Here is a 7373-nt window from a genome sequence, read left to right on the forward strand (position 1 = left end):
GTGCTAGAGTAGGGCAAAGCCGGGGGAAGTAATGAGCGACGACGTGAAGGATGCTGGCCTTGTTGCCATGATCAGCAGCATCCTGGGAGGCGGCAAGCGCGCAGACATCGTCGCACCGCCGCCGCTCACCGAAGGTCCACCAACAGCGCCGACGAATGGATTTGACCCGGTCGAGGCGCCGATCCCCGCTGCGGCACCAGTCAAGCCGGATGATCATGCCTCCGATGCCGCGCCGGCAGTCACCAAGCCGGTCGAACCGCCCGCGAAGATCGCCACGACACCGGATGGCAAGCAATTGCTGCCCGCGGAAGCGATTGCCGATCTCGTGCTCGGCGAGTTGCGCAAACTTGACGATTTTCCCACGTCCGGCGTCTCGGTCACGGTCTATGGCTACCGGCATTGGAACGCGATGATCACCTTCGCGCCGTTCTCGACCACGTTCCAGAACGCGACGCGGTTCCGCCAGGCCATGCCGGACCTCGTCTTCAAGCTGCGCCGTTTCGTCCAACTTGAGATATAGTCCGGGCAATCGCCCGTGAGCGGACGCGCCGCCGTTGGCCAAGACAGTTCGACAGGATCTACGAATTGAGCGTTGCCTTTACCAAGGAAGAAAGCGCCGAGACGGCGTCCGAGACGCTGTTGCCGGATCGGCCGATCTCGCCTCATCCGAACCTCGTGACCGAAGCCGGCCTGCAGGCATTGCAGACCCAGCTTCAACAGGCGCGCGAGGCCTATGAGGCCGCGCAAGCCATCGACGACGTCAACGAGAAGCGCCGGCAGTCGGCGGTCCCCTTGCGCGACGCCCGCTATCTGACGGAACGGCTGCGCACGGCGCAGGTCATTCCCACACCAGTGTCGACCGACACGGTCGCCTTCGGCAGCACGGTGACTTTCAGCCGCCCTGACGGCCGCGTGCAGACCTATCGCATCGTCGGCGAGGACGAAGCCGACCCGAAGGCCGGCTCGATCTCGTTCGTCTCGCCGGTCGCAAGGTCGCTGATGGGAAAGGCGGTGGGCGATGTCGTGGGGTCGGGGACGCAGGAGATCGAGATTTTGTCGATCGCGTAGGGGGGCGCAGGTGAGGCGAGGATTGCTATCGACAGGAGCAAGCTCATTCGCCTAAAGCATGATCCATGCGTCTTCCTTGTCTTGTCCTGATATCGATGGTCTCCGCCGTGCCCGCGCAACAAAGCCCGATGGTTGGATGAGACGGTTTCTGTCGGGGGCGTTGCCGTTTTATGCGCTGGCCGGATTGGCCATGTGCATGTACCTCGTCCTGTACAAGACTGACCTCTTCGACTTGAACGCCATCGTCCATGGCGCGACCGGTTCGTCATGGTTTCTGGTCTTCATGTTCGCCTGCGTGCTCCTGGAATCGGTCTTCCCGTATTTCGGCTATTTTCCCGGAACCGCCCTCATCCTGATGTCCGTGGCGCTCAATCCGAAGCCTGCGGATCTCTCCGTTTTCATCGTGGCCTGGCTGGCCATCATTGCGGGCGCCGTCTTGAGTTACGGGCAGGCTCGTTTCTTCAGACCGCTGTTGCAGCGGGTTGCCTCAAGAGCGGCGCTGAACCGGTGTGAGTCCCTCCTCGACGCCTACGGTCCTTACGCGCGCGTCGCCCTGTTCGTTCATCCCAACGCTTGCGCGATGTATTTCACCGCACTCGGACTTCTCGGCCGAAACCTGACGCGGGAGCTCGCCCATCTTTGCATGGGGGCAGCGGCCTGTGTGGGCATTCTGTTCGTCGTCGTGACCAGACTTGTGTCGTCCGTGGGTGCCACCGATGATGGGGAATTGCAGCTGCTGCTGGCGGCAGGGCTGGTCGCCATCGGGACCCTCGTCGGCCTCTATGCGGCCTTGCGGCCGGCTCGGGTGGCTTGACGCTTGCGTGCCCGTGAACCGGCGCGGTCTCRTCTCTTGCTCCGTCATTGCGAGCGCAGCGAAGCAATCCAGAGTCTTTCCGCGGAGGGATTCTGGATTGCTTCGCTGCGCTCGCAATGACGGGCTCAGGAACTAACTCCTCGGATGCTCCCATCATGCCCGTGTCTTGCCCGACGGAACAAGCGGATTCGGAAAAGGCGTAACCCATTGATCCGACTGATGTCGGCTACTGTGCATGGGGTTGTTTTTCGATTTTTTGACGAGACCGTACCGATAAGCCGCCAAGATCATCCGCAACCGGCAGGGTTCAGGAGGATGGATGGTGGGCGCACAAGGGATCGAACCTTGGACCTCTCCCGTGTGAACCACAATCCGTAGACCACAGCCAACCAAATTTGGCCATAGTGAAGTTCTAAAAACCCTTGCGCATCAGGGATTTCTGGCCATATGGGGCCACAACGGGCCATAGCAGGCCTTGCTACAATTTGTATGCCCTGGCTGTGCCCTCGGTGAGTTTTTCCCTCGGGGCACACCAGAGCTGGGAACGCGAAGGGAACGGTTTCTGATCCGTTTTTGGGTCTCCCCTCGATGTGCCCCGGGCACAAGGAAGAAGGGCAGGATCGATGGAAACGAACGGTAAAGATCTTAGGCCCGAGAACCACCTGAAGCTCACTGACGCGGCGATCCGTGTGTCCACGCTGCCGTCGGGCAAGTCGCAGCATTATCTCCACGACACAGAGCAGCCAGGGCTTGCGATCAGGATGCGCGCGACTGGTGGCCGGACCTGGGTCTACATGTTCACCAAGCCTGGGATGAAAGGCACCCAACGCAAGACGCTAGGCGCATGGCCCAAGTTCAACGAGAAGGCCGCACGCCAGGCCGCAACCATCGCCGCTGCCGAGGTGGTCAAGGGGGTGGATCCGAACGACGCCAAGCGCGAGGTACTGCGGCAAAAGCTCGCCGACAAGCAATGCACGACGCTGGCGATCCTGATCATTGAAGATGGCCCCTACGAAACGTCCTTGACCGGACGCCAGGTCGTCAACTGGAAACCAGCAATGTCGGCGCTGCGACGCGGTCTCAAGGATCATTTCGATCTCGCTATCAGCGAGCTGACGCGACGGCAAATCATGGCGGCAGTGGACAAGATCACCAAGACCGGTAAGCGCGGCGCGGCCAAGGACTTGCGCAAGCACACGCACACACTCCTCGAATGGTGTGTCGGTGAAGGTTACGTCGAGCAGAACGTGCTCGCCGGCTATCGCGCGCCCAAGGAAACCCGTGCGCAGAGGGTCGGGCGCCGAACGAAGGGCCGCGCACTGATCGATGAGGAGATCATCAAGGTCTGGCACGCATCCGGCAAGCTCGGGGCTTTTGGGCAATTAGCACGGATGTGCCTGCTCGGTGGCCCGCGCCGCAGCGAGCCAACCATGATCGAGTGGCGAAAGCACATCATGGATGACCGCATCACCTTCGATGCGGAATGGACCAAGATGGGCCTGCACCACGATGTGCCGCGCACCCACCTCGTTGATGAGGTACTTGCGGCAGCGAAACATTTCCAGCGCGCGACGTCCGACTATGTCTTCCCGTCACCGAAAACGGGCGGCCAGATGTCGGGTTTCACCAAGATGGTCAACCGTCTGATCAAGGAAGCGGGTGTCGCCAAGTTCACCATGCATGATTTAAGGCGCAGCTTGAGAACGATCATGTCGCGCTGCGGCTACGACAACGAAATCCAGCGGCTGTGTGTCGGGCAAAAGCCGCGTGGAATCGATCAGGTCTACAATCACGACGAACAGTGGATCATCCGCAAGATGGCGTTCGAAGCGGCTCATGATTACATCGCTGAGTTGGTCGGTGCGAAACGGGCCGGCAAGGTCGTGCGGTTGCAGCGGACGAATCCGCTCGACCCCATCAAGGCCGAGTTGCTGGGCCGCCTCCGCGAGCATTATGCGGCTGGGGCGGCTTAGTGGTCTTATCGCATCCGGCCAAATAGTCGCGCACCGCATCGACACGATAGAGCGGGCGGCCATCGACGTAGCGCCATTTCAGCGGGTGGTTCGGATCGCGCCGCCACTGCTCGAGCGCTCCGGGCGTGCGCCGGATGACCGCGGCCGCCTCCAAAGCCGTCAAATTAGAGCTGCCCGGCAGCGTCTCGATATCGAACGTCGCGGGCGGTGGCATGCCCCGGTTCTTGCGATGGCGCTTCGCCACACGTGGGATTTTCCGACTGCCTGGCGACCCTAATGCCTCGATCCGAGACTTTTTTTCCTTGCCGCTCATGCCTCCGCCCCGAACCATGATCGGTCTGGGGCAATAAGATATCGTAGACGTCTCCAGCAAGATAGAAATCAAGGGCTCGGGTATGGCTGCTAGGTAGCTGCGGCGTACAAATGGGACGGATCATAGGGGCTTAGTATCCTTTGCAACGACAATCGATATGTTGTCGCGTCCGCCATTTGAGAGCGCTAATCCGAGCAGATCGGATGCACAGTCTTCCACGCCTTTGGCGGCATCGATAACCGTCCGAATTGATCCTGAGAGCATGCAAGTAAGCAAGAGCGACACCCTAGCCGGGCTTCCCTTGATCAAAATCCGTGATTTCCTGCGGCGCTATCCTGCGGGATGCACGATCACCGCTGGATCTGTCGAAACTGACCTTCGCCTCAATGCCCCTTCGGCCGAGGTGGTCCTGCAAGCAATGGTCACCGCCGGATTTCTTGAGCCGAAAGGACCAACGGGCGAGCGCCAGACGCCTTCCCAGTTCGGCATTACGATCCTTGGTTCACGCCTATGTGTGGCCCGCTTCGTCAAGCGGATCACGCGGGCAAAAGCGGATGTCCTAGTCAGGGAGATGCTCGCCCGTGTCACCGAAATCAACGAGCGGGATGAGCTTGTCTTCCGGGTAAAGCGGGTGCGTGCGTTCGGCTCCTATGTTGGTGATGCGCCTGAGGTCGGCGACATCGACTTGGCTGTTGATTTGGAGCAACGCTATCCCGATAGGGACATCGTTGAACAGCTCTTGGCCCGTGCCGACGCCTCGGGGAAGAGCCTGAGCACCCACATGGCTCGACTGACCTACGGTGAATTGGAAGTTCGGCAGCTGCTAAAGGGACGTAGTCCATACGTTTCCATTCAGAGTGGTGAATGTCCCGAGAAGTTTGGGGTGCCTGCTATCGACCTCTTTGCATCGTGCCTAGATGGGGGCGGATAGCTCGCCCGGAGCACTTCGCTCTCTGCTCCAGCAGAACAATGATGCCGGAACGACAGGTGTCATTGGGGCATCGAATGTCAGACTTTAGCGAGGTCAGACGTGATTCTGCGCAGCCTTTGCCGCGGACGGGATGTGGTCGCCCCGTCACGAGAGCTGAGAAGGTCGGTTCGCTTGGGGAGGTCCCTAAACAGCGCCACGCGATCCTTAAGTCTGCCTTTCGCAGCATCTCAACGCTTTAGTCGCAGGAATTGCCTGATGTGCAATTTGATCCGGTTAGCGAGATTGGGACGATTGAGTACCGGCCTGCAGACATCACTGGTGAATGCCATGTCTTGACGCCAGTCTAGGACGAGTGCTTCCGGGTGCTCACGAGTAAACCGCCAAGTGCCGTGGCCATAGGTGGCGAGGAAGTGATTTTCGTAGGCAGTCTGCATTGCTTCCACGCCAATGATCTGAACAGCGTTGTAGATTGACCAAGCCTGACCGATCGGCGCCGATTGTGCATGAAGCATTTCACCGCCGCGCCGCAGTGCCATGGATATCTGCCATGTGTAAGGCTGGTAAGCCTGATGGACAATCTCACTGCACCAGTCGTAGAGGTGCCGCAGCCCCTTTACCTGGAAGCCGTTTGCCCGAAAGAATTGCGGGTTCGCAGCTATGAATTCCTGATGGAAGCCGTGCCTGAGCCTTGGCGGCTTGCCCTTGTGGTCGGTCGGATAGACCGAGATCAGCCGCTCGAAGCGAAGCTCCATCGCCTGTCGCAGAACAAAGATGGAGGCGATTTGCGCCGTTTTGTGATCGAAGGACACACCCGTTCCCGTACGTGCCGACTGCAATGCCAAACCGCGCGCTAGGGTGTAGACCTCCCAGCTACTGACGCCAGAACTCTTTCCACCCTGAAAGAAAGTCCAACCCGGCACCTTCCGCTGGAGGAAACTGAGGATTTCGCGCAGGTCAAACAAGTAGTCCCGGATGATGCTGCCGTACCTCGAGAGCACCACGAAGGTGATCGATCCATTGTTCTGTTTTCGCATTTCCTGATCAAGAATAGTTAGCTCTTCGAACGCTACCCTGAGCTGATATCGTAGACACCCGGTAAGGGCTCTTTCGTCTTCGAAGGTCGGGCTGCACCGGAAAACCTGCTCGGCAAGCTGGTCTTGGGTACGGCGCTTTTGGCGGTTGTGTTTGCTATCCAGCATCGCTATGTCGGCAAGAAAATCCACCATCGCCTTGTCGGCCATGGCATCCGTCGGCATTTGCGCACGGGTTGGGTTCAAGATATTTAGAAGGGTACGGGCCGGAGTGACGGGAGGAAAAGTGCTCATGACCAAATCTCACATGGCGGGTTGCTGACGATCAAGCTGCTCCGAAGGCGCCTGACCGAGAAACGCCTCGCAGCCCATCATTGTATCTCGCTCGGAAGCTTGCACGGTCAGGATCCATGCTCACGTTGCAGGCGCTCAAAGTCGGTTGGTGGCACATCGCGTCTATCCGGCGAGCTGCGGACTTTGGTCGTCATCGGGGCAGAGCGGACGTCCATGAGACCTCGATGGGAGCATTCGCAGAACAACCCAGCTGCTGTGACCTCGGCGGCAGCCGCACCCTTTAAACTCTGCAATTGAAGTCGGGAGGGCCGGGCGCGCCACCAATCTAGTGGTGTTCACGGAGAAGGCCGATCCCGGCCAGCTCATCCTTGTCGGAGAGCCCAAGCGCGTTGAGTGGTCCGCATGGCGCGAGCGTCGTGCCGCCCCTGGGCGCAGCGAGCCCCGGGGTGGCGCTCGGACTAAATCCGGTGGAGCGAAGATTCGACGTGAACTTGGGTCTTAGCGCCGCATTTGCACATCGTATAGCGGAAATTCAAAAGCGTCGATCTTTTCGCGCTTGACGCGAGCAGGAGCATTCACCGATTGGGCCCACGGAGACGGCTCGCATCCCATGAGATGGACCGTGCTATCCAAAGGTTGTAAGATTGGCAGTCAACTAGTATAGTTTGTATTTGTTCAAGCAGGTACGCTCGCATGACATCATCTTTCGCGTGGTGCAAAGGCAAGGTTGTGACGCGAACCTGGGCGATCGCCGTCGTCCTTGTGTGTCTGGCGCAGCTTTCCTCACGGCCATGTTCGGCGCAAGCCACGGTTTATCTGACAATCGATGGCGACGTGCAGACGACGATTGCGCTGTCGGAAGGAGAGTTCAAGGCCTTGCCCCGCAGCGACGTGATCGTGAAGGGCGAGGGAGGAAAGGACCAGCGTTTCGAAGGCGTCGACCTGGCTC

At 59.5% G+C, this 7373-nt stretch carries 7 protein-coding genes; 5 read left to right on the forward strand and 2 right to left on the reverse strand.

The genetic code is table 11. The annotated features are described in order from the left end of the window. The first annotated feature begins 31 nt into the window (after positions 1–31). The 4 genes from AC1D00_RS18800 (at position 32) to AC1D00_RS18815 (ending at position 3855) form a co-directional block, all read left to right on the forward strand. Entirely contained in the window at positions 32–520 is a 489-nt protein-coding gene (locus AC1D00_RS18800; protein ID WP_477011686.1) for a hypothetical protein, read from the forward strand. A 65-nt stretch (positions 521–585) separates the two neighbouring features. Further along, positions 586–1068 (forward strand): transcription elongation factor GreA, encoded by a 483-nt coding sequence (gene greA / locus AC1D00_RS18805; RefSeq protein ID WP_477011687.1) that lies wholly within the window; start codon positions 586–588, stop codon positions 1066–1068. A gap of 136 nt (positions 1069–1204) precedes the next feature. Next, positions 1205–1882: a hypothetical protein gene (locus AC1D00_RS18810; RefSeq protein ID WP_477011688.1), complete on the forward strand. Its 678-nt coding sequence runs from the start codon at positions 1205–1207 to the stop codon at positions 1880–1882. A gap of 623 nt (positions 1883–2505) precedes the next feature. Then, a complete protein-coding gene (locus AC1D00_RS18815) occupies positions 2506–3855 on the forward strand; it encodes a tyrosine-type recombinase/integrase (protein ID WP_477011689.1) in 1350 nt (449 codons plus the stop codon). On the opposite strand, the gene AC1D00_RS18820 is transcribed toward AC1D00_RS18815, so the two are convergent. Continuing rightward, positions 3800–4168, reverse strand: coding sequence for a hypothetical protein (locus tag AC1D00_RS18820; RefSeq protein ID WP_477011690.1), 369 nt, complete (start codon positions 4166–4168; stop codon positions 3800–3802). The two genes, AC1D00_RS18815 and AC1D00_RS18820, sit on opposite strands and share 56 nt — an antisense overlap. A gap of 262 nt (positions 4169–4430) precedes the next feature. Between AC1D00_RS18820 and AC1D00_RS18825 the strand changes: the two genes are divergently transcribed. Continuing rightward, on the forward strand, positions 4431–5099 hold the full coding sequence (locus AC1D00_RS18825; RefSeq protein WP_477011691.1) for a hypothetical protein: 669 nt from the start codon (positions 4431–4433) through the stop codon (positions 5097–5099). A 227-nt stretch (positions 5100–5326) separates the two neighbouring features. Here the strand turns inward: AC1D00_RS18825 and AC1D00_RS18830 are convergent, their stop codons facing one another. Next, complete coding sequence (locus AC1D00_RS18830; protein WP_477011692.1) at positions 5327–6340, reverse strand: hypothetical protein; 1014 nt, start codon at positions 6338–6340, stop codon at positions 5327–5329. Positions 6341–7373 lie beyond the last annotated feature (1033 nt).

This window comes from Bradyrhizobium sp. P2_E8 (assembly GCF_056403875.1).

Excerpts from the sequence above, each read along its gene's own strand:
- AC1D00_RS18820 (WP_477011690.1), bottom strand. The coding sequence starts at position 4,168 with ATGAGCGGCAAGGAAAAAAAGTCTCGGATCGAGGCATTAGGGTCGCCA.
- AC1D00_RS18810 (WP_477011688.1), top strand. The coding sequence starts at position 1,205 with ATGAGACGGTTTCTGTCGGGGGCGTTGCCGTTTTATGCGCTGGCCGGA.
- AC1D00_RS18815 (WP_477011689.1), top strand. The coding sequence starts at position 2,506 with ATGGAAACGAACGGTAAAGATCTTAGGCCCGAGAACCACCTGAAGCTC.
- AC1D00_RS18800 (WP_477011686.1), top strand. The coding sequence starts at position 32 with ATGAGCGACGACGTGAAGGATGCTGGCCTTGTTGCCATGATCAGCAGC.
- AC1D00_RS18830 (WP_477011692.1), bottom strand. The coding sequence starts at position 6,340 with ATGGCCGACAAGGCGATGGTGGATTTTCTTGCCGACATAGCGATGCTG.
- AC1D00_RS18825 (WP_477011691.1), top strand. The coding sequence starts at position 4,431 with ATGCAAGTAAGCAAGAGCGACACCCTAGCCGGGCTTCCCTTGATCAAA.